Genomic DNA, 17,829 nt, shown 5'->3' on the forward strand with positions numbered 1-17,829 from the left:
GACGTCCCTTGCGATTGCTCGTCTGGCCAACAGTGTCCACAGTAGTTCCCATCAAAAAGTAACGGGAACTACTTTCGCAGAGCGAGTTGGCTAGGTACAGACGGTGCTGGGAGGACGCTTACGGGCCAAGCTCCACCGAGATATTGCGCGCGCCGGACGTTCGTTCAACGCGGCCGTGATAGCGCAGGGAGCCATCGCCCCATCTCAACACGTAGTCTTGCGCCACCCTCCACTCGGTCGATCGATGGTCGATGACGACGCGCATTTCTCCGGTCGCGTATTCGATCGAATGCCCCGGCTGTGGCACTGACACGCAAATGGGTTCTCCGTTGTAGGTCCTGCCGTAGGCATTGGCCAAGGCGCCACGATGTTCTGACTTCACGACTTCGCTGAACCCCAAGGAGCATTCGAGCAAGGGGCGGATCAGCCTCACTGGCCCCTCGTTGAAGCTCGACGAGGCGTCGCACCACCGCGCGCGCCGCGCGCGAACCCGCAATTCGCCAGCGGTCAAATCCACCGCGATCTCCAAACCATCCGCCGCGAACGTCCAGTCCGCCATGCGGCCGCTTTTGTCGCGCAGCACCGACTCTCCCTTGCTAAACCCCATGTCGCGACGGACCCGACTCCATCCGTCCGCGGCTGCGACTGCGATCAGCGGTCCCCAGGCGGCGAGAAGATAAGCCATCCCCCCCGCCGGGGGATAGCGTCCAAGCAGATAAAAAGACCCGAGGAATCCCCAGAAAAAGCAGAGGAACTTCAAGCTCCCCAGCGGAAACAACAGCGGGCCGAATCCCACTGCGGCGATGAAGACCACTCTCGACACCCATACGTTTCCGAACAGGCCCAGAACGACCTCGCCGACCGCGCTCAACGACAAAGCCGTGATCAGGCATCCCCAAACAACTCGAAGCAACAAACGCATAAGCTTTCCTCCACGTGGCCGTCGACCGGCTTAGATTGCTGCATGCCGAGGCCGATCGACGGCTGAGCCCGTTCAGTTGGCGACTGACCAGCCGGCGTCGGTTTTCACAAAGCGCGCGTTCGCCACGGTGCCCTGGGCAGTCGAGACGTCGCAATCGAAGCCTCCACGCTCGGCCTTTTCGCAACCGACGAGCTTGACCTTGGCGATCGTCTCTTTGTAATCCGGCGCGACCATCCTGACGCCGCTGGCTTCGGCTTGCTTGATCATCGCCTCGCGCACGTCCGACTCGCTCGGGCCGCCACTGCAGGCCGCCATAGCGATCGCGGTTGCGGCGATCAAAACTGCGCGAACGCAAACCATGGATGCATCCATTTCTTCTCCTTAGTTGTGTGGTTTGGATATCTGACGCGCCCGCCTTGGGGACGCTCCGCTCGCAGACGCGCGAATCGGTGAAGTGAAAACGAATATTAAACTAATTTGGTTGACAGTCAACTTTTAAAGTCCTTCAAAGCGCAGCGTCGACACTCGACCATTGAAGTCGAGGAGGCTTCATGCAACATTCAGTTCACACCCAGCCCAGCGACGCCGCGTCCAGCAACGTCTTGGGTATTCGCAAAACGATCGGCTTGGCCATTTCCAACGCTCGACAAAACGCCGGACTTACCCAAGAAGATGTCGCCGAACGCTTGGGCATTGGCCCCGAGGCGGTGTCGCGCTTGGAGCGTGGCATCGGCTCGATCACCGCCGAGCGATTGGTCGTCCTCGCGGACATGTTCGGTTGCCGCTCCGACCAACTCCTGTTGGGGTCGAGCTCGCGCCAAGACGATCAAGCTGCCGCAATCGCTCAGCTTCTTGATGGCTTGGCGCCGGCAGATCGCGCGTTCGTGCTCGAAAATGTCGAGCGCCTGACGGAATTCCTGCGCTCGAAGCCTTCGGGATCAAAAGGCCGCCGCCCGTAAGTGCGCGCGCGACTGTCCATCTCGACGCATGATCGAGACGTTATCGAAAGTTGACGAAAAAGAATTGAATTGGCGCGACAGATCTACAAAAGATCGCGCTTCAACGCGCTGGGCATTTGGCGACGGCGCCTCAGCTATCCAGGCTAGATCGCTAGATCTCGCTTTCAGCATGCAGAGATTCTTGCGGTCTCCGGTATGGCAATCGGGACGGGGAGCCGCTGAGCTTATCGTCATGGCGCGCGATGGCGATGAGCATCGACGGGGTCATGCCGCACGCAGTTCGAAACGATCGGCTCATGTGCGCCAGATCCGAGAAGCCGCTGTCGAGCGCGACCGCGGTCGCGCTGTCGCCCGAGAACAGGCCCGCGGTGGCCCGCAGCATGCGGTCGGCTTGCCGCAGCGACTGGGCGGTGAGGCCGACCTCTTTGAGGCGCCGCTCCATTGTGCGCTTTTGGCATCCGAGCTTTCGAGGCAGATCCGCCACGGGAGCGAGCCAGTCGTCTTCGATAGCGCGCGAAACGTCAGCCGCCACGCCATGGCCGCGCCCAAGAAACTCCGCCAAGCGCGACAGCGACGTCGGGCGATACATGCGCTGTCCTCCGCTTTGCACATGCTCGAGAACCGAGCCCATGACGCTGAGGGTTGCCGTCCTGCAGGGCTGGGGGTCGTCGCTGTCGGCGACCATCGCTCGGCTCGCCGCCAGGCTCCCGACTCCCCGAACACCGGGATAAGCTATCGTGACGCTGGTGCGCACGCCCAGGTTGGCGGCGGCGTTGTAGGCGTTATAAGCCATCAACGCGCTGGCGGGATGACGCAGCCCGGAGATGAACGAAATCGCCGGGTTGACGTCGGTTTCCAGAAAATCGTTGACCAGCCGCGCGACGCCCTCTTCTCCAATGCCTTCGCGAGCCCGCTGCCGGCCGGCCGCGTGATAGCGGGAATAAGCCAGGTGGCCGTGGATCGCATGGTGGACGGCGACTGCGAAGCGGCGCTCCTCAGTCCAACCGCGCCTCGCTTCCAGGGCATGAACGACAGTGTGATACGCGAACGGCTCCATGCGAACTTTCTGCCCAGCCGGGCGGGCGCTCCGCGAAAGCGGCGGCGCAGATCACAAAAAAAGCGCCGCGACACACTCGCGGCGCCCACCTTTGCTGATATCCAAAACTGGGGATCGGCCGTCGCGATTCGTCTCGCGTCTAGCGCGCGCAATTTTCGCACGCGCCGATATCGATCGCTTGAATCGGCGCGACACGCGGCCGGTTTCTTTTGGCGTTCAGGTCAAATCTTTGAAAGCCTCTTCGGTGATCTTCGCATTGATGGCGTCGTAAACCTTGTCTGCGAAGTCCTCCACCGCCTGAGCAAGATCGCGAGCATCCTGTCGGGAGACCGCCACTGGGTTTCCGTCTTGGTCATGGCCGCTTCGATGAACGATGTGGTGGCGCTTCTCGAGCGCCTCCTGAAACGCCTTGGTGCTCGGCAAGCGCACGCCCAAGCCGGCTTTGAACAATTGTCCGACCTTCTCCCAACGGTGCCACACGATATGCTGGAGATAGACCATCACCCGCTTCTCGATGCCGTCGTGCTCTTCGAAGATCTGCCCCAGCTTGATTTGCTGGTCTTTCAGCTCGGGCATGTTCGACACGATCCCTCTGAGCACGTCGCGGCTGGACTTGGCCCAATAGGCCATCGTCTCCCACAGATACGCTTCAAGCGCTGAAATGATCGCGCCGAACACCATGGATGGGAGTTGAGAGACGACGACCTCCGGACCTCGAAGCTCCAAAACGGCGAGCGCCTCACGCAGCCTGTCACGCAGTCGAGAAAATGGATCGTTCCTGTCTTCGACTTCCAGGTCGAAACGATCGTAATATTCCTCCGCCACGCTACGAATCGGCGCCCATTCCCAGCCCACGTCGCGATACAGTTCGTTCGCAAGCTTATCGATGACCTCGTCCTCGACGAGATCTCCGAATCGCTCTTGCAGCTCTTCCATGGGGTCGTAAGGCCCGCCCCAAATCCAAATGTAGCCGCCTTCCCTCGATTCGTAGGGAGTCTCTTCGGCCGGGTCACAGTAGCGCGCCAAGAACCAGCGCCGCATGAGCTCGATCTGCTCTTGGGCGTCCGCGACGGCGAGATCAGCGTCGCTCGGATCAAATGGTGGCTCGGACTTCCATTCCTCCGGGGAATCGGGGATATCCTCCAACAGCTTGTCTCCGCGCTGTCGATTGCCGCCCCCATCATTAGGTGGATTCATGGCGTCTCCTTGGAAGGGCCGATCGCAGCGGCGATCTCGCTCGCCTCGAAGCCGGCCTCGATCTTGTCAATCTCGCGCCGCAAGACGCTCACGAGGCCACTGCCAAAAGTGAGATGCTCCGCGATGTCGTCCCACGCCCGGCACGCCGCGTCCGCGGGGCGCATCCACTCGATATCGAACACGCCAAGACGTTCGATGACCGTCGAGACCGAGGCGGCCTCCACCATCCCGACGACTTGGCCATGCGCGTCGACCCAAAAGGCCTCGGGTTGCGCCAGCTCGCCCAACGTCGTGAACAGTTGGCCCTTGCGGACCGCCGCCTCGACAGTTGAGCTCACCTTGTTCGATCGCTGCCAGGCCAGCAAATCAGCTTTCTCATACAAGCATTTCTGATTGGCCCCAAGCGAGCCCCTTCCCCCGCCTTGGATGTATGTTGGGCCGGTGCCTTTCGCCCGCATAGCCTCCAAAGCGCTTACTGAGCTGCGCAGAAACACCGCCGCCTCACTCGTGGTCAACGCCACGGCGTCAGGCAACGCATGGAGGCGGGCCAGGACGTCAAGCTGCGCCAGTGGTTCATTCAGGTCGATCAGTTTCGGCATGTCGAGATTGGACAATGAATTACTCCAACTCTAGCATGGCGTTGCGTCGATCCAGAATGCCTCATCGCTCCGGCGCGCAAGCATTGCCCGCAAGTTCTATCATATATACTGTATATTTATACAGTATCAACTAGACAATCATGTCCATCAAAATGCTCAAGCTGCGGGCCCGCGGCGTCGAAGTTCCCAAGCGCTCCCTGCATGATCGATTCAATATCGCGCGCGCCGGATCTCTGGAAGTCCTCGACACCACGAGTCAAGGCCTGCATCGCATGGCGAAGATCGCCAAGTTCACCTATCGCGATTTCAACCGTGCGGTGGATGAGCTCTACGATCCCCATCTGCTTTGGTGGAACGGCGGACGCTTTGTCCTCAGCGGTTTCGAACGGATCAAGAACGAGAGCCTCGAAGTCGTGGACTTCGCGCAATCTTGGCTTTGCTTCCATGACGTCGAGCCTCCCACGGCGCCCGAAGGCCGCTGATGGTTCACCGCGCCCGAGTCACGGGTCACATGACAGTTCCAAGTCGCTTTCGTCAGCAATGGGACTCGTTTTGCGAGGCCGCCCGGAACGCGCTTTGGCGGCCCGACTTACGTGAGGCTCCGGCGCTGCGAGCATCGGCCAGTCTAACGGTTTGAGCGCGTTGTAGACGTTTGGCGCCTTCGCCAAAATCTCCTGCTCAATACGCGTCATCCACCCCCTCAACATCGCCCACTCAGCGCGGGTGTAGGTGTCCGTGACGCTGGCGTCGCTGTGGTTGAAGAAACGCTTGCGGACGCCCTCGGGCACGTCCAGCGTTGTCATCATCGCGCCGAAAGAGCGGCGTAAATCGTGACGGGTCAGCTTCTCGATCCCGGCTTCATCACGCAGCGCGTCAAGCAGCGTGGTCGCATCCGAGTAGTGGCCGCTTTTCGACTGTTTGCTCCGCGCGGGAAAGACGAAGCTGCGCGACTTTGCTTCAAAGCCGCGGCGCGCGCATTCCTCCGCCGCGGACGTCTGGCGTCGGCGCAGCAGCTCGGTCGCCATCGGCCCCAACGGCAAGCGATGGTTGCGGCCGTTCTTCGTGCGAGCGAAGAAGACATGCGCGCCATAGTCGTCGTCGCCATCCAAAACCACATGGCTGGCCACGCGGCGCTCGTCGCGCGAGAGCAGCTCGCCCCACTGGCATGGGGCATGCTCAGATTTGCGACATCCCCACAGCAACATCAGCACCAAATAGTGCACGCCGGTTTCGTTGTCGTTCACGGCACGCTTCGCCCACGCGACTTCAAGAAACTGTCCAATGGTTTTGGAGGGCGTCAACGGATTGCGCTTGCCCTTTTCCTCGCGGTCGCGCTCGACTTGCTCTCGCGAGCGAAACATCTTGTTGAGCGTCAGGACCATGAACGGATTCGCGCGAAGCAGCGGCTCTCGGCCAGCAGAGGCGGCATCCAGTTCTTCCATACCCATGGACCAACGCACCGCCGCCGTCGCCCATCGGAATGCTTGCTCGTTGGCAGTGGGGTGAACCGACTTGCTCTGCTCAAAACGCTGCTGGATCTCTTCGGCCGTTAGGTCCTTGATGCGCTTGGCCATCCACTTCCAGCCGTCGAATTTGCGAGCGGCGCGGTCGGCGACGCGCAGCGTCTCCTTGGTCGCTGGCCTCTGCGTTCGCGTCGCGAGGTGATGCCGGTATTTTTCGAAGGCCTCGCCAAGCGTCAGCTCCGCCGCGGAGCGCTTGCGCGCCGTCTCATTCGGATTTGCTCGGGTCTCGACGATCTCCAAGGCCATTTTGGCAGCCTTGGCACGGGCATTCGACAGCGCGCTCTTGGTGTCGGCCATGAAGTCCGCGACGTTGCCGACGGTGGGCATGAAGGACTTGCCGTGGACTTTTCTGCGGATGATGAACGTCTTCTTTTTTGCCACCCTGACGCCAAAGCCTGGCGGCGCCTCTTGGCTCGCGTCGTAGATGATGTAGTCCTTGCCAAAGGGGTTTGGCTCAAACACCAAGTCCCCCTTCGCATCGACGCCCACCGGCTTGGAATCAAGCCTTAGGCGCTTGATGAGGGCCATCGTCAGTTCTGTTTTCATCCCGCTCCTCGATGAAGGCAGTCCCCCGGCAACGGGGACTGAGCAAAAAGATTCACGTATAATTCTGTCCTCGTTCTCGCTGGCCGCTGAGGGGACTGAAAAACTTGATGCTTTTCCTTCCATTTCAATGACTTATGAAATGACTCTGCCAGCGGGGGACTAGGATTTATTATATCTAAGTTGCGTTCACTTTAGTTCCCTTTCCGCGCCCCTCAAACGCTGGGCACATTAGGGCAAACGAGGGCAACTTGGGGCAAACGAAGGAATCGAATTTTGCGTAAGTCGTTGAAAGATATGGACATTAGCTTTAACTGGAACTGGCAACGATGAGCGCGGTTTTGAAACCTCAGCACACACCGATGATGCAGCAGTACATGAGCATCAAGGCCGACTACCCCACCATGCTGGTGTTCTACCGCATGGGCGACTTCTACGAGCTGTTCTTCGACGACGCCGAAAAAGCCTCGCGCGTGCTCGGCATCACCCTCACCGCGCGCGGCAAGTCGGGCGACCAGCCGATCAAGATGGCCGGCGTGCCTTTCCACTCGCTGGACGGCTACCTGGCCAAGCTGGTCAAGCTGGGCGAGTCCTGCGCCATCTGCGAGCAGATCGGCGACCCGGCCCTGTCGAAAGGTCCGGTCGAACGCAAGGTGGTGCGCGTGGTCACCCCCGGCACCCTCACCGATTCCGACCTGCTGCCCGAAAAGGCCGAGCGTCCGCTGCTGGCGCTGTGCCTGATCAATCAACGCAAGACCGTCACCGCCGGCCTGGCCTGGCTGTCGCTCGCCAGCGGCAACCTGCGCCTGATGGAATTCTCGGGCGACGCGCGCGCCGTCGAACAGCGCCTGGCGCACGAACTCGAACGCATCGCGCCGGCCGAGATCCTGCGCGCCGATTGCGCCGACATGTTCGAGAGCGACGGCGCCAACGCGCACACCCAGCGCGTCCCGGAATGGCATTTCGACGTGGTCAAGGGCCACGGCGCCCTGCTCGAACAACTGGGCGTGGCCACCCTCACCGGCTTCGGCGCCGACGGCCTGGGCGCCGCATTCGGCGCGGCCGGCGCGCTGCTGCGCTATGCGCAATCGACGCAAGGCCGCGGCCTGCAGCACGTGCGCGGCCTCGCCTGCGAAACCGAAAACGAATACATCGGCCTGGACGCCGCCACCCGCCGCAACCTGGAACTCACCGAGACCATCCGCGGCCAGGAGTCGCCGACCCTGTTCTCGCTGCTCGACGGCTGCCGCACCGCGATGGGCTCGCGCCTGCTGCGTCACTGGCTGCACCACGCGCGCCGCGACCAATCCGTCGCCCGCAGCCGCCACCAGTCGATTGCTGCGCTGATCCACGCCGAAGCCATTGATGCGCTGTCGTCGACCCTGGCCCAGGTGCCGGACATCGAACGCATCACCACTCGCGTGGCCCTGCTCACCGCGCGGCCACGCGACCTGGCCGCCCTGCGCGACGGGCTGAAAGCCCTGCCGGTGGTGCGCGAGCAGGTGGCGCGCTGCTTCATCCCGGGCGATACCTCCCTGCTGCGCGAGATCCACGACGACCTGGCCACGCCGGGCGAGTGCGTCGACCTGCTCACGCGCGCCGTGATGGAAGAACCCGCCGCCATGGTGCGCGACGGCGGCGTGTTCGCGCGCGGCTTCGACGCCGAGCTCGATGAACTGCGCGCGCTGTCCGAGAACGCCGGCCAGTTCCTGGTCGACCTCGAGACGCGCGAGCGCGCCCGCACCGGCATCGCCAACCTGCGGGTCGAATACAACAAGGTGCACGGCTTCTACATCGAAGTCACCAACGGCCAGGCCGACAAGGTGCCGGACGACTACCGCCGCCGCCAGACCCTCAAGAACTGCGAACGCTACATCACGCCCGAGCTGAAGGCCTTCGAAGACAAGGCCCTGTCGGCGCAAGACCGCGCGCTGGCGCGCGAAAAAATCCTGTACGACCAGCTGCTGGGCGACCTGGCGCCGCACATCGGCTGCCTGCAGACCATCGCGCGCGCGCTGGCCCAGGTCGACGTGCTGGTGGCCCTGTCCAGCCACGCGCTGCGCCACAACTGGTGCGCGCCGGTCCTGAGCGACGCGCCATGCTTGACCATCGTCGAAGGCCGCCATCCGGTGGTGGAAAACCAGATCGAGCGCTTCATCGCCAACGACTGCAAGCTGTCCAACGAGCGGCGCTTGTTACTGATCACCGGCCCGAACATGGGCGGTAAATCGACCTTCATGCGCCAGGTGGCCTTGATCACCCTGCTGGCCTACGTCGGCAGCTACGTGCCGGCTACCCAAGCAACGATCGGCCCGATCGACCGCATCTTCACCCGCATCGGCGCCAGCGACGACCTGGCCAACGGCCGTTCGACCTTCATGGTCGAGATGACCGAGTCGGCCGCGATCCTGAACGGCGCCACCGAGCACTCGCTGGTGCTGATGGACGAAGTCGGCCGCGGCACCTCGACCTTCGACGGCCTGGCGCTGGCGTGGGCGATCGCGCGCCACCTGATCGACACCAGCCGCAGCTTCACGCTGTTCGCGACCCACTACTTCGAGCTGACCCAGCTGCCCGAGACTTACCCGAGCGCGTCCAACGTGCACCTGTCGGCGGTCGAGCACAAGGACAGCATCGTGTTCCTGCACGCGGTCCAGGACGGCCCCGCCTCGCAGAGCTACGGCCTGCAGGTGGCACAACTGGCGGGCGTGCCGCAACCGGTGATCAAGGCCGCGCGCAAGCACCTGGCGCGCCTGGAGGCGCAGGCGCTGGATGCGACGCCGCAGCGCGACCTGTTCGCGACGCCGCTCGTCGAGGAAGAGATCGGCGAGGCGCCGGCGCAGACGCTTGCTTCGGCGCCCCAGGACGACGGCCTGCGCGACGCGCTCGACGCGATCGACCCGGACGCGTTGACGCCGCGCGAAGCGCTCGAACGTCTCTACGAGCTCAAGCGCCTCGCCGTCTGATGGGAGCACGGCGCCGATCACTGCTGCTGGCCGCCCTGCTGTCCTTCACGCTGCTTGCCGGCGCGAAGGACAAGGCGGCCGACGGCGCACACCGGTTCGCGGTGATCGGCAACGACTCGGGCGAAGACGGCGAGGCGCGCCTGAAACAGGGGCTGGCCGATTCGTCCGAAAAATCGCTCGCCTTCGTCGTCATCAACGGCATCAAGGGCGAGAAGGAAAGCTGCGGCGACCGGCTGTACCAGCAGCGGCGCGACATCATCGAGCGCGCCCGGCGGCCGACCGTCGTGTCGCTGGCCGGCAGCGACTGGACGGCGTGCCGCAACTCGGCCAACCGCACCAATGCGATCGAGCGCCTCAACCGCCTGCGCGAACTGTTCCACGCCGAGCCCGAATCGCTGGGCCGCGAAAAAATCCACCTCACCCAGCTGTCGGCCAGCCCGCGTTTTCGCAGCTATGCCGAGAATGCGCACTGGAAGGTCGGCAAGGTGCTGTACGCCACCATCAATCTCCCGGCCAACAATAACCACTACCTGGAGGCGGCCGGCCGCAACAGCGAATATGAAGATCGCACGGTCGCCAACCGCTTCTGGCTGAACCGCCTGTTCGCGATCGCCCGCAGCGACAAGGCCGAGGCGCTGGTGCTGTTTTCGGAAGGCGCGGTGAGGCCGTTCTACCTGGACCAGCCGGCGGGACTACGCGGCCTGCTGCGGCGCGATCCGGTGGAGAAGGATGGCTTCGAGGCCGTGAGGCGCCAGATCCAGGGGCAGGCGGTCAAGTTCGAGGGCAAGGTACTGCTGGTCGACGGCGGCACGCCGCATGGGAAGAAGCCCGAGATCGAGTGGAAGGGCAACCTGGGACAGCTGTCGGTGGGAACCAAGGCGGTCGAGGTGAATGTGAAGCTCGGAAAAGAAGCGACGTTCGCGGTCGAAGACGCGAAGCAATGAGGCATCCGCGGCCCTGCGCGCTGCAGGAACCGCGAACGATTCGATGATTACTGCAGCGGCTGGCTACGGAAGTGGTCGCCCTCTTCGCTGTCGTCCATCTCATGATGATGACCGCCCGCGCCATGCACGTGGCCGTGCTGGATTTCCTCGGCGGTGGCCGCGCGCACGTCGATCACCGCCAGCTCGAAGCGCAGCGCCATGCCGGCTAGTGGGTGGTTGCCGTCCAGGACCACTTTATCTTCAGCAATCTCGGTCACGGTGAAGATCACCGGCTCGTCGTCGCCGCCTTCGGCCACGCCTTCGAACTGCATGCCGACTTCGATCGGCTCAGGCAGGCGCGCGCGCTCTTCGACCTTGACCAGCTCTGGCTCGTAGTCGCCAAACGCATCGTCCGGTTCGACCTGGATCGTCGACGAATAACCGACTTCCTTGCCGTCGAGTTCTTCTTCGATCTTCGGCAGGGTATTTTCGTAGCCGCCGTGCAGGTAGACCATCGGCTGCACGCCTTCTTCGATCAGGTTGTTCTGGGCATCCGACAGCTTGTAGTTAACCGTCACGACCGTGTCTTTGGCAATCTTCATCGCACATCCTTTCGTTGTAAGGCTCGGATTATACCCCCGATGGGTCCCGCGACCGGGTTCCACACGCTGCTCGGCTGGTTATAATGACGCATGAAAAAATTACCGCTTCTCGGGAATATCACTCCCGCCGAGTTTCTGCGCGATTATTGGCACAAGAAACCACTCCTGATCCGTGGCGCGATCCCCGGCTTCAAGCCCCTGCTCAAGTTCGAAAAACTGGCCGAGATGGCGCGCCAGAATCACGTCGAATCGCGCCTGGTAACCCAGCGCGAAGGCAACTGGGACATGCAGCACGGTCCGCTGGCAGAACTGCCTCCGCGCACCGAGCCCAACTGGACGATGCTGGTCCAGGGCGTGAACCTGTACGACGAACGCGCCGACGAGCTGCTGCGCCAGTTCCGCTTCGTGCCCGATGCCCGCCTGGACGACCTGATGATCAGCTTCGCCACCGATGGCGCCGGCGTCGGCCCCCACTACGATTCCTATGACGTGTTCCTGCTGCAGGCCCACGGCAAGCGCCGCTGGAAGATCGGTTCGCAGCAAGACCTGACCCTGGTCGAGGGCTTGCCGCTCAAGATCCTGGCCAATTTCAAGCCCGAAGAAGAATTCGTGCTCGAGCCGGGCGATATGCTGTACCTGCCGCCGCATTACGCCCACGACGGCATTGCCGAAGGCGAATGCATGACCTATTCGATCGGTTTCCGCTCCCCTTCGTTCCAGGAATTGGGAGAAGCCTTCCTGCAATTCATGGCCGACTCCATCGATTTGCCTGGCCGTTATGGCGATCCGGAATTGAAGCCGGCCAAGAACCCGGCCGAGATTCCGCGCGATATGCTGGACACCGTCACCGAAGAATTGAACAAGGTGCGCTGGGACGAGGAAGACGTGACCGTGTTCCTGGGCGAACACATGTCCGAACCCAAGCACAATGTCTTCTTCACCGGTCCGGCGAAACCGCTGACCGTGGGCCGCTTCATGGAAACCGCCGCCAAGCGCGGCATCAAGCTGTCCAGCAAGACCTTGATGCTGTACCGCGGCAATCACGTCTTCATCAACGGCGAATCGTTCGCCGTCGGTCGCGCCGACAAGGCAGTGCTGGACGTGCTGGCCAATGAGCGCCGCATCGATGGCGCCGTGCTCGACAAAGCCACCGACGACGTGCTCGAAGCCCTGTACACCTGGTATCAGGACGGCTGGGTCGAGCTGGGCTGAAGGACGAGGTGTCGATGAGCGAACCACGCACGATTGCCTTCGACACCCGCCTCGACTGCGAGGCGCACTTTCTCGCCTGCATCGAAGCGGCCCAGGCCACCCTGGCCGTCTTCGATCCGGATGTCGCGGCCTTTCCACTCGGCAGCACCAACATCGACACCGCGCTGCGGGCCTTTCTTGCCCGCGGCGGCCGGCTGCGCCTGGCGCTGCACGATCCGTCCCACATCGAACGCCACTATCCGCGCTTCCTGCGCCTGCTGCGCGACTACGGCCACCTGTGCGAGTGCCGGCAAACGCCACGCAGCCTGCGCCAGCTCACCGATTCCTTCTGTATCGGCGACGGCCGGCACATTGTGCGCCGCTTCCACAGCGACCACATGCGTGGCGAGGCGAGCTTCGACGATCCTCCTGCCTGCGAGCTGTCGCAGTACCGCTTCGAGGCAATCTGGCAAGAGTCACATCTGGCATTGCAAATATCCAGAACCGGCTTATGATCGCGCTCAATAATTGCACCAAAAACGCCAGATAGTTACATATCGCCGTGTTTCTTAGCCACGTTGCATCTTGTAACAATATGAAGCTTATTCGTCCGCAAATTTCTTTCGCTACGGCATGTGTTCGCTATTGCGAAACTGTAAAATTGTCTATAATATCAATCAGGAAGGTTCCGTTGCGTCTATGGCGTTAACGCTATTTTTGAAAGCACGAGAATTCCACCGAGAAATAATTACCGGTAATTATTAATCGCAACAAGTGTTCGACTCTTGTAAATACTAAGGAAAAATCATGAAAAAATCCCTGCTGATCGCCTCCCTGTTCGCTGTTACCCTGGCTGCTTGCGCTAAGAAAGAAGAAGCTCCAGTCGCACCAGCTGCTACCGAAACCCCAGCTGCTGCTGCACCAGCTGACGCAACCGCTACCCCAGCTGCTGACGCAACCGCACCAGCTGCTGCTGACGCTGCTGCCGCTGACGCTGCTGCTGCTGCCAACACCGCAACCGACGCAGCTGCTGCTGCTCAAGGTTCGGCTGAGCAAGCTGCTGACGCTGCTGCTACCACCAAGTAATTCGTTACTTCGGTAAGAAAGACCGGCCTGCGGGCCGGTTTTTTTACGTCTGTCGAATTCGGCCGGGGCTGGCGTCATGCCGCCCAATAAAAAACCGGCCACGCGGGCCGGTTTTTTCATGCACGAGGCAAAGATTACTTCAGCTCGGTATGCAGCAGGTTCAGGATCTTGCCCGCGGTCGGCGAGGTATCCGCCTGGCCTTCGTTGTTCTGCACCGTGACCTTGCTGACGTTGGCGCCCTGCTCGGTCTTGACCAGCACGCGGTAGCGCTGGGCTTCCTTGAGCTCGTCTTCCGACTTGCCGCCCCACGAGAACAGGCGCTTGAAGAAGCCTTCCTTCTGCTCGGCCGCGTCCGGATCGACGTAGCGCACGAAGTAGATGCCCTGCACGCGGTCGCGGTCTTCGACGGTGAAGCCGACGCGGTCCAGCGCCAGACCGACGCGGCGCCAGGCGCGGTCGAAGCCTTCGTCAACCTCGACGGTATCGCCCACCAGATTGGCGTGCTGCGGCGCCACCGGTGCATTGGCGACCGTCGCTTCGGCCGTCGCCACTTCCTTGGTGCCGGTCAGCATCGCGACCATGCGGCCCAGGAATTGCGATTCCAGGCCAGGATCGTTCGGACGCGAGGTCCAGGTGGTGGTTTCGCTCTGCGGGCCGGTCAGGACTTCCTCGGCGCCGCGGTGGCTGACCCAGATCTCGGTCGAGCCGTCCGGCAGGCGCTCGAGGCGGGTGCGGAACTTGTCGCGCTCGCCGGTCGAATAGGCGCGGTCGAACACGCGGCCGATCGCGTTGCGGATGAAGTCTTGCGGGATCTTCGAACGGTTCTCGACCCAGGCGGTTTCCATGGTGCCGGTCGTGGCCGACTCGGTCTCGATGGCGAAGCCCTGCTCTTCCCAGAACTGGTGCAGCTGCGGCCACAGCTGTTCCGGGGTCTGCTTGACCACCAGCCAGCGCTGGTCGCCGTTGCGCTGCACGCTGATCGCATCGCTCGAGATCGGTCCGATCTGCTGGTTGCTCGCTGCGACGCCGGGGACGAATCCGCCGCCCGTGCCGGCGGCAGCGGCCGCCGCCTGGCCGGACGCGGTGGCGACGCCACGGCCGTCAGGGATGGCGTAGCGGTTGTCGCGCTGCAGCTTGGTCAGATCGGGCGGCACGTCCAGCGGCGCGGCTTTCTTGGCGCCCTTGTAATCGACCTTGTCGCCTTCGAAGATGGTGGTGCAGGCCGCCAGGCTGAAAGCGAGCGCGGTCAGCGTCAGCACGCGCGCGGCAGCAGGAGCGGAAACCAGGGGCGAGAAATTGGAACGCGCGGAGTTGAATCCCGAGTACTTGCTTTTAGTCATGTCGTTCGATATCAGGTCAGGAACCCGAACCCTTGCGGGCCCGGGATTAGGAATGAACGCCGGCTTCCACCAGGGCGGCGCGCACGGTCTCGTGGTATTGGGCAGACAGCGGCGCGAGCGGCAGGCGCAGGCCGGCCGGCATCTTGCCCATTTCGGCCAACGCCCACTTCACCGGCACCGGGTTCGGTTCGACGAACAGCTTGGCGTGCAGGCCGAGCACGCGGTTGTTGATCTCGACCGCACGGGCGACGTCGCCGGCCATCGCGGCCACGCACAGCTCGTGCATCGCGCGCGGGGCAACGTTGGCCGTCACCGAGATATTGCCGGCGCCGCCGCAGAACATCAGGGTCATCGCGCTCGGATCGTCGCCCGAATAGACGGCGAACGATTTGTCCACCATCTTGAGCAGCTCGATGCCGCGGCCGATATTGCCGGTGGCGTCCTTGATGCCGACGATATTGTCGATCGGCGCCAGGCGCGCGACGGTCTCGTTGGCCATGTCGGCCACGGTACGGCCCGGCACGTTGTAGAGGATGATCGGCAGGTCGACGCTTTCCGCGATCGTGCGGAAGTGGCGGTACATGCCCTCTTGCGTCGGACGGTTGTAATAAGGAACGACCTGCAGCGAGGCATCGGCGCCGCATTCCTTCGCGTGGCGGGTCAGCGCGATCGCTTCCGCGGTCGAGTTGCCGCCGGTGCCGGCGATGACCGGGATGCGGCCGGCGACGTGATCGACGGCCAGCTTGACGAGTTCGCAATGCTCTTCCGGCGACACGGTGGCGGATTCGCCCGTCGTGCCCACGATGACGATCGCGTCGGTGCCTTCCGCGACGTGCCAGTCGATCAGCTTGCGCAAGGAATCGCGGTCAAGACTGCCGTCTTCGAACATCGGAGTGACGAGTGCTACGATACTGCCCTTAATCATAATCTTGGCCGTGCCATTCATTAAAAAATCTGATTGTAGCGGATAGCCCGCCCCTATGGTTCATTCCTGACCACAATATGGTCGAGCCGGGCCTCGGTTTTCGCAAATGCCGGACCGGCCGCGCACAGGCGCTGCACCTGGGCCGGATGCGGCCGCTCCACATGGCCGTCCTCGTAGGCCAGCACCTGCAATCCACCGTCTTGCGCCAGCCCCAGCAGCTCGCCGGGCGCCAGCAGGAAGGCAGGATTGGACGGTTTGCCGTAGATCTGGTTCCCCTGCGCGAAGGTTTCGTAGATCAGGATGCCGTCTGGCCGCAGGCTGGCCGCCAGGGAGGCGAACAGGGGCCGGTGCAGGTAATTGGTGACCACGATCGCCGAAAAACGTCCCGCCTCGAAGGGCCAGGGCGCACCCTCGGCCTCGAGGTCGTAGGCCATCGTCGTGACGTTGTCGCCCGCGCTGGCGGCCAGCGCCTCGGGCTTGAGGTCGAGCGCCAGCACTTGCAGGCCGCGCGCCGCCAGCAGGCGCGTGTGGCGGCCATTGCCGCAAGCCAGGTCGAGCGCCTCGCCCGGCGGCGCCAGCGAAACGAAGCGTTCCACCCACGGCGACGGCGGCAGCGTCTGCATGTTTACGCGTGGGGCGTCGGCTTGCATGGTCTCAGAACAATACAAAGGTGAACGGCAGGACCATGAGGTCCACGATCCAGCGGCCCAGCTGCATCACCGGCACCACCCAGTAGCCCACCAGTTGCAGGAACACCAGCCCCAGCACGATGAAGAAGCCGTAGGGCTCGATGCGGGCGAATTTCCAGGCCAGGCTGTTGGGCAGCATGCTGGTCAACACCCGGCCGCCGTCCAGCGGCGGGATCGGCAGCAGGTTGAAGGCCATGATCAACAGGTTCGTCAGGATGCCGGCCTCGGCCATGCGTCGCGGGAAGGCCTCGCTCACGCCGAAGAACACCAGCAAGGCCGCGAACAGCAACCACAGCGCGGCCATGATCAGGTTGGCAATGGGGCCGGCCAGCGCGACCCAGGCCATGTCGCGCTTCGGATTGCGCAGGCGGCCGAACTCGACCGGCACCGGCTTGGCGTAGCCGAACACGAAGGGCGTAAACAGATACATCATGATCGGAATCACGATGGTGCCCCAGATGTCGACGTGCACCAGCGGATTCAGGCTCATGCGGCCCTGGGAATAGGCGGTGTTGTCACCGAAAAATTTGGCGGCGTAGGCGTGGGCGGCTTCGTGCAGGGTAATCGCAAAAAGGACGGGCAGCGCGTAGACGGCGATGTTGCGTATCGTTTCATCCATAAGGAGGATTCTATCAGAGGCGAGTACGCACTTGTCCTGCGGAATTCTTAAGCGAGGATTACAGGCCGAATGCCGCCGGATCGCCCCTGCCCTCGCGCACCAGCTCCGGTTCGGGGCCGGTCAGGTCGATGACGGTGGTCGCCTCCAGCATGCCGGCGCCGCCGTCGATGATCAGCTCGATCTGCTTTTCCAGGCGCTCGCGCACTTCTTCCGGGTCGGACAGCATGTGGTCGTCGCCCGGCAGCTGCAGGGTGGTGCCGATCAGCGGCTCGCCCAGCTCTTCGAGCAACGCCAGCGTGATGCGGTTCTCGGGCACACGCAGGCCGATCGTCTTGCGCGATGGGTGCGACAGGCGGCGCGGCAATTCGCGCGTCGCCTCCAGGATCACCGTGTACGGACCCGGCATCGTCGCCTTGAGCAGGCGATATTGTGAATTGTCCACGCGCGCATATTGCGCGACCTCGGACAGGTCGCGCACCAGCAGGGTCAGGTGGTGCTTGTCGTCGACGCCGCGGATGCGGCGCAGCTTGTCGACCGCCGCCTTGTCGTCCAGGCGGCACACCAGCGCATAGGCGGAATCGGTCGGCAGCGCGACGATGCCGCCGCTGCTGACGATCTGCGCCGCCTGCTTGATCAGGCGGGCCTGGGGATTTTCGGGGTGGATCTGGAAATATTGGCCCATCTAAAC

19 protein-coding genes are annotated in these 17,829 nt (G+C 62.9%); 7 read left to right on the top strand and 12 right to left on the bottom strand.

Annotation, left to right across the window (positions count from 1 at the left end; translation table 11 throughout):
• Positions 1 to 118: 118 nt before the first annotated feature.
• Together J3U95_RS17750 and J3U95_RS17755 are read right to left on the bottom strand one after the other, a co-directional pair.
• Positions 119 to 922 (bottom strand): hypothetical protein, encoded by an 804-nt coding sequence (locus tag J3U95_RS17750; protein ID WP_208279998.1) that lies wholly within the window; start codon positions 920 to 922, stop codon positions 119 to 121.
• Between the two features lie 72 nt (positions 923 to 994).
• A complete protein-coding gene (locus J3U95_RS17755; protein ID WP_208279999.1) occupies positions 995 to 1,294 on the bottom strand; it encodes a hypothetical protein in 300 nt (99 codons plus the stop codon).
• Between the two features lie 179 nt (positions 1,295 to 1,473).
• Here J3U95_RS17755 and J3U95_RS17760 point away from each other — a divergent pair, with 179 nt between their 5' ends.
• The gene (locus J3U95_RS17760; protein WP_208280000.1) at positions 1,474 to 1,881 is read left to right on the top strand and encodes a helix-turn-helix domain-containing protein; all 408 of its coding nucleotides are present in this window, start codon (positions 1,474 to 1,476) and stop codon (positions 1,879 to 1,881) included.
• Positions 1,882 to 2,032: 151 nt separating this feature from the next.
• Here the strand turns inward: J3U95_RS17760 and J3U95_RS17765 are convergent, their stop codons facing one another.
• The 3 genes from J3U95_RS17765 to J3U95_RS17775 all read right to left on the bottom strand — a co-directional run bounded on the left by J3U95_RS17765 (position 2,033) and on the right by J3U95_RS17775 (position 4,749).
• Positions 2,033 to 2,938, bottom strand: coding sequence for an AraC family transcriptional regulator (locus tag J3U95_RS17765; RefSeq protein ID WP_208280001.1), 906 nt, complete (start codon positions 2,936 to 2,938; stop codon positions 2,033 to 2,035).
• Between the two features lie 216 nt (positions 2,939 to 3,154).
• Positions 3,155 to 4,135, bottom strand: a complete 981-nt coding sequence (locus J3U95_RS17770; protein ID WP_208280002.1) for a hypothetical protein — start codon at positions 4,133 to 4,135, stop codon at positions 3,155 to 3,157.
• Positions 4,132 to 4,749: a helix-turn-helix domain-containing protein gene (locus J3U95_RS17775; RefSeq protein ID WP_208280003.1), complete on the bottom strand. Its 618-nt coding sequence runs from the start codon at positions 4,747 to 4,749 to the stop codon at positions 4,132 to 4,134. The genes J3U95_RS17770 and J3U95_RS17775 overlap by 4 nt, the downstream gene beginning before the upstream one ends.
• 125 nt (positions 4,750 to 4,874) lie before the next feature.
• Between J3U95_RS17775 and J3U95_RS17780 the strand changes: the two genes are divergently transcribed.
• Positions 4,875 to 5,216, top strand: coding sequence for a hypothetical protein (locus J3U95_RS17780; RefSeq protein ID WP_208280004.1), 342 nt, complete (start codon positions 4,875 to 4,877; stop codon positions 5,214 to 5,216).
• Between the two features lie 18 nt (positions 5,217 to 5,234).
• Here the strand turns inward: J3U95_RS17780 and J3U95_RS17785 are convergent, their stop codons facing one another.
• Complete coding sequence (locus J3U95_RS17785) at positions 5,235 to 6,803, bottom strand: tyrosine-type recombinase/integrase (RefSeq protein WP_208280005.1); 1,569 nt, start codon at positions 6,801 to 6,803, stop codon at positions 5,235 to 5,237.
• A gap of 374 nt (positions 6,804 to 7,177) precedes the next feature.
• On the opposite strand from J3U95_RS17785, the gene mutS reads away from it, so the two are divergent.
• Entirely contained in the window at positions 7,178 to 9,766 is a 2,589-nt protein-coding gene (gene mutS, locus J3U95_RS17790) for a DNA mismatch repair protein MutS (protein ID WP_229519918.1), read from the top strand.
• A complete protein-coding gene (locus J3U95_RS17795) occupies positions 9,766 to 10,710 on the top strand; it encodes a hypothetical protein (RefSeq protein ID WP_208280006.1) in 945 nt (314 codons plus the stop codon). Before mutS ends, J3U95_RS17795 begins: the two co-directional genes overlap by 1 nt.
• Positions 10,711 to 10,757: 47 nt before the next feature.
• Here J3U95_RS17795 and J3U95_RS17800 read toward each other — a convergent pair whose 3' ends face one another.
• Positions 10,758 to 11,291, bottom strand: a complete 534-nt coding sequence (locus tag J3U95_RS17800; RefSeq protein WP_208280007.1) for an FKBP-type peptidyl-prolyl cis-trans isomerase — start codon at positions 11,289 to 11,291, stop codon at positions 10,758 to 10,760.
• A 90-nt stretch (positions 11,292 to 11,381) separates the two neighbouring features.
• Between J3U95_RS17800 and J3U95_RS17805 the strand changes: the two genes are divergently transcribed.
• The 3 genes from J3U95_RS17805 (at position 11,382) to J3U95_RS28770 (ending at position 13,568) form a co-directional block, all read left to right on the top strand.
• Entirely contained in the window at positions 11,382 to 12,503 is a 1,122-nt protein-coding gene (locus tag J3U95_RS17805) for a ribosomal protein uL16 3-hydroxylase (protein WP_208280008.1), read from the top strand.
• A 14-nt stretch (positions 12,504 to 12,517) separates the two neighbouring features.
• Positions 12,518 to 12,997: a DUF7931 domain-containing protein gene (locus tag J3U95_RS17810; protein ID WP_208280009.1), complete on the top strand. Its 480-nt coding sequence runs from the start codon at positions 12,518 to 12,520 to the stop codon at positions 12,995 to 12,997.
• 292 nt (positions 12,998 to 13,289) lie between these two features.
• On the top strand, positions 13,290 to 13,568 hold the full coding sequence (locus J3U95_RS28770) for a hypothetical protein (RefSeq protein WP_370662081.1): 279 nt from the start codon (positions 13,290 to 13,292) through the stop codon (positions 13,566 to 13,568).
• Positions 13,569 to 13,702: 134 nt separating this feature from the next.
• On the opposite strand, the gene bamC is transcribed toward J3U95_RS28770, so the two are convergent.
• From bamC to J3U95_RS17840, 5 genes are read right to left on the bottom strand one after another with little or no spacing between them, the layout of a single operon-like run.
• Positions 13,703 to 14,908 (bottom strand): NlpB/DapX family lipoprotein, encoded by a 1,206-nt coding sequence (bamC, locus tag J3U95_RS17820; RefSeq protein ID WP_208280011.1) that lies wholly within the window; start codon positions 14,906 to 14,908, stop codon positions 13,703 to 13,705.
• Positions 14,909 to 14,954: 46 nt separating this feature from the next.
• On the bottom strand, positions 14,955 to 15,833 hold the full coding sequence (dapA, locus tag J3U95_RS17825; RefSeq protein ID WP_208280012.1) for a 4-hydroxy-tetrahydrodipicolinate synthase: 879 nt from the start codon (positions 15,831 to 15,833) through the stop codon (positions 14,955 to 14,957).
• A 53-nt stretch (positions 15,834 to 15,886) separates the two neighbouring features.
• Positions 15,887 to 16,456, bottom strand: a complete 570-nt coding sequence (locus J3U95_RS17830; protein ID WP_229519919.1) for a class I SAM-dependent methyltransferase — start codon at positions 16,454 to 16,456, stop codon at positions 15,887 to 15,889.
• 31 nt (positions 16,457 to 16,487) lie between these two features.
• Entirely contained in the window at positions 16,488 to 17,141 is a 654-nt protein-coding gene (locus J3U95_RS17835; protein WP_109346836.1) for a site-2 protease family protein, read from the bottom strand.
• Between the two features lie 58 nt (positions 17,142 to 17,199).
• The gene (locus J3U95_RS17840; RefSeq protein ID WP_109346835.1) at positions 17,200 to 17,823 is read right to left on the bottom strand and encodes an L-threonylcarbamoyladenylate synthase; all 624 of its coding nucleotides are present in this window, start codon (positions 17,821 to 17,823) and stop codon (positions 17,200 to 17,202) included.
• Positions 17,824 to 17,829: the final 6 nt, after the last annotated feature.

It is taken from the genome of Massilia oculi (genome assembly GCF_017582745.1).
In the GTDB taxonomy this organism is placed as follows: Bacteria; Pseudomonadota; Gammaproteobacteria; order Burkholderiales; family Burkholderiaceae_D; genus Telluria; species Telluria oculi_A.

What these genes read in the sequence shown, in the direction of transcription:
- J3U95_RS17810 (WP_208280009.1), top strand. Translation starts at nt 12,518, where the DNA reads ATGAGCGAACCACGCACGATTGCCTTCGACACCCGCCTCGACTGCGAG.
- bamC (WP_208280011.1), bottom strand. Translation starts at nt 14,908, where the DNA reads ATGACTAAAAGCAAGTACTCGGGATTCAACTCCGCGCGTTCCAATTTC.
- J3U95_RS17780 (WP_208280004.1), top strand. Translation starts at nt 4,875, where the DNA reads ATGTCCATCAAAATGCTCAAGCTGCGGGCCCGCGGCGTCGAAGTTCCC.
- J3U95_RS17805 (WP_208280008.1), top strand. Translation starts at nt 11,382, where the DNA reads ATGAAAAAATTACCGCTTCTCGGGAATATCACTCCCGCCGAGTTTCTG.
- J3U95_RS17755 (WP_208279999.1), bottom strand. Translation starts at nt 1,294, where the DNA reads ATGGATGCATCCATGGTTTGCGTTCGCGCAGTTTTGATCGCCGCAACC.
- J3U95_RS17830 (WP_229519919.1), bottom strand. Translation starts at nt 16,456, where the DNA reads ATGCAGACGCTGCCGCCGTCGCCGTGGGTGGAACGCTTCGTTTCGCTG.
- J3U95_RS28770 (WP_370662081.1), top strand. Translation starts at nt 13,290, where the DNA reads ATGAAAAAATCCCTGCTGATCGCCTCCCTGTTCGCTGTTACCCTGGCT.
- J3U95_RS17795 (WP_208280006.1), top strand. Translation starts at nt 9,766, where the DNA reads ATGGGAGCACGGCGCCGATCACTGCTGCTGGCCGCCCTGCTGTCCTTC.
- J3U95_RS17750 (WP_208279998.1), bottom strand. Translation starts at nt 922, where the DNA reads ATGCGTTTGTTGCTTCGAGTTGTTTGGGGATGCCTGATCACGGCTTTG.
- J3U95_RS17765 (WP_208280001.1), bottom strand. Translation starts at nt 2,938, where the DNA reads ATGGAGCCGTTCGCGTATCACACTGTCGTTCATGCCCTGGAAGCGAGG.
- J3U95_RS17835 (WP_109346836.1), bottom strand. Translation starts at nt 17,141, where the DNA reads ATGGATGAAACGATACGCAACATCGCCGTCTACGCGCTGCCCGTCCTT.
- J3U95_RS17800 (WP_208280007.1), bottom strand. Translation starts at nt 11,291, where the DNA reads ATGAAGATTGCCAAAGACACGGTCGTGACGGTTAACTACAAGCTGTCG.
- dapA (WP_208280012.1), bottom strand. Translation starts at nt 15,833, where the DNA reads ATGATTAAGGGCAGTATCGTAGCACTCGTCACTCCGATGTTCGAAGAC.
- J3U95_RS17785 (WP_208280005.1), bottom strand. Translation starts at nt 6,803, where the DNA reads ATGAAAACAGAACTGACGATGGCCCTCATCAAGCGCCTAAGGCTTGAT.
- J3U95_RS17840 (WP_109346835.1), bottom strand. Translation starts at nt 17,823, where the DNA reads ATGGGCCAATATTTCCAGATCCACCCCGAAAATCCCCAGGCCCGCCTG.
- mutS (WP_229519918.1), top strand. Translation starts at nt 7,178, where the DNA reads ATGAGCATCAAGGCCGACTACCCCACCATGCTGGTGTTCTACCGCATG.
- J3U95_RS17770 (WP_208280002.1), bottom strand. Translation starts at nt 4,135, where the DNA reads ATGAATCCACCTAATGATGGGGGCGGCAATCGACAGCGCGGAGACAAG.
- J3U95_RS17760 (WP_208280000.1), top strand. Translation starts at nt 1,474, where the DNA reads ATGCAACATTCAGTTCACACCCAGCCCAGCGACGCCGCGTCCAGCAAC.